At 59.3% G+C, this 2,143-nt stretch carries 2 protein-coding genes; both read left to right on the forward strand.

Features of this window, described 5'->3' with window-relative positions; translation table 11 throughout:
* The coding region (locus VN622_07660; GenBank protein HWR35728.1) for a lytic transglycosylase domain-containing protein at positions 1 to 500 on the forward strand (500 nt) is incomplete at its 5' end.
* 989 nt (positions 501 to 1,489) lie between these two features.
* Positions 1,490 to 2,143 (forward strand): carboxypeptidase-like regulatory domain-containing protein (locus VN622_07665; GenBank protein HWR35729.1); only part of this gene is annotated, 654 nt, incomplete at its 3' end.

Consider the following 2,143-nt stretch of genomic DNA (forward strand, 5'->3'; position numbering starts at 1 on the left):
AAGAGGAGGTTCCGCGCGACATGATGTGGGTTGGACTCGTTGAAAGCGGCTACAATCCCATCGCGCGCTCGCCGAAGAACGCCCTCGGTATATGGCAGTTCATTCCCGCTACGGCCGAGCGGTTTGGACTCCAGACGGGGCATCGAGACGAGCGCATTGATCCGACAAAGTCGACGCGCGCGGCCGCACAGTATTTGAAGTTCCTCTACAACACGTTTAGGGACTGGCCTCTCGCTCTGGCCGCCTACAACGCTGGAGAGAACCGCGTGGCATCCGCCATTCAGCGTACAGGCGTACGCGATTTCTGGGAACTGGCGCGGGTGGGTGCCCTTCCGCGGGAGACGCAGGACTATGTCCCCGCCGTGCTGGCGGCCGGGTTGATGGAGAAGGGCAGCAAGGCGGCAAACCACGCAAGCGTTCCGCCAGCAGCGAAGGCGTCTTCGGGAAAGCAGGTGCAGGCGCCGATCGCGATCGTAACGGAAGGCGCCGGTGGCATTTGAACTGCTTGCAGATGCGTCGCGGCGCTGAATCCGCCGCCGCAGTCTCGAATTGTGCGTGACCAAGAAAGACGTGAATAATGTCCTCGCCGGTCTTGCTATCGAGCATTCCTGTAGGCTCGTCGGCGAGCAGCAGCGGTGGTTCGTTCACGATAGCGCGCGCGATGGCGAGCCAGCCCTGATCGCCACCGATAGCTGGTCGGACAGCCGGGAACTTTTCGATGTGAGTCACACACGTTCGAGCGCTGCCGCAAAGGAGGCTGTTGAAAAACGAAGCCGAGATACTGCCGGCGGGTGCCCCCTAGTTCAGGGCAAGCGCGTTGGACTTCCCAGAAACGAGGCCTTTCCCGGAACTTCGCCGTGGAACCCTGAATCTCGCTCACAGGAATGACGCTTGATCGTAGTCGACGTGCGTTCGACGACCTTCACGTTCTTGGTCAACGCCGCCAACGCGAAAACCGCTGGGCCGACCCGCCTCACGGGCTCCCAACACGTCGTCCCTGAACAGCTGAACGCCGCCCTTTTCTCCTGCCCGCCCTTGCTTTCATGCTTGTGCATCGCTGCTCCGGGTTCTTGGTGTCTGAATCCGCAAGTGATGCGCCTTACATACCAGGTGCAACCCATTGAGCCGATGGGGGTTGACTCGCCATGATTATGCCGTAAATACGGCAGGCAGTCAGACCGCTGCCCGAAACGAGGCACCCTAGCCATCTCCCATCTTGTACATCGGTGGCAAGAACCTCCTGAGACCTTATGGAATCCCTCCAGTCAGACAGACTCACGGCAAACTTGATTGGCTGTGTCGACTCGCGAAGAGGCGGACATGCCCGCCCCGCAGCGCGAGTCCCCTTTCCTTTCCCTCCCCGAGTTCCGGCGCAAATCCGGTTTACGGGGTGGCGTTGTGACCCGAGCACTCTTGACAGCACAGTCGGGTTCGATGTAACATCCACCCCACCAGTGGGTTCCTTTAGGAATCCTGAAGGGGGGGTATTATGTTCGAGCTACGCCGCTTCTCATTGCAGGTCGTTGCTGTTGCGTCTCTGGCGTTTTGCACGCCACTGATGGCGCAATTGACCTTGTCCACCATTCGCGGCACTGTCACCGATCCCGCCGGCGCGTTGGTCGTTAAAGCCGAGATCCGGGTCACGAGCCTGGAAACGAATTTCAACCGCACCACTCTCACCAACGAGAATGGCGAATTCGAGATTCCGGACGTACGGCGCGGCACCTATCGTCTCACTGCCACCAGCCCAGGGTTCAAGAACTTCGTGGCAGACAATATTATCCTCGAAAGCAGCCAAATACGTCGCATTAACATCGCCCTCGAGCTTGGGCCGGTGGGGGCGGAAGTGACAGTCAAGGCGGATGCCGCCGTGATCTCTACAGACACGTCGAAGATCCAGGGAGCGTTCACGAAAGAGAAATACGACACGACCCCGTGGGTCGGCACATTTCTTTACCCCACGCTGCCGTTGAGCACATTGCCGAATGTGCAAAGCCGGGGTAGCAAGTGGGACGTCTCTTTCGCTGGACAGTCCGGTAACCAAATTCAGACCGGGATGGACGGGCACACCAACGATGGCACCGGGAACCAGATCATCAACATGCCGGATGTGCAGGAGCTGAGTGTGGTTACGGTCAATAAC

The sequence above is a fragment of the Clostridia bacterium genome, assembly GCA_035561135.1.
Taxonomy (GTDB): Bacteria; Acidobacteriota; Terriglobia; order Terriglobales; family Acidobacteriaceae; genus DATMYA01.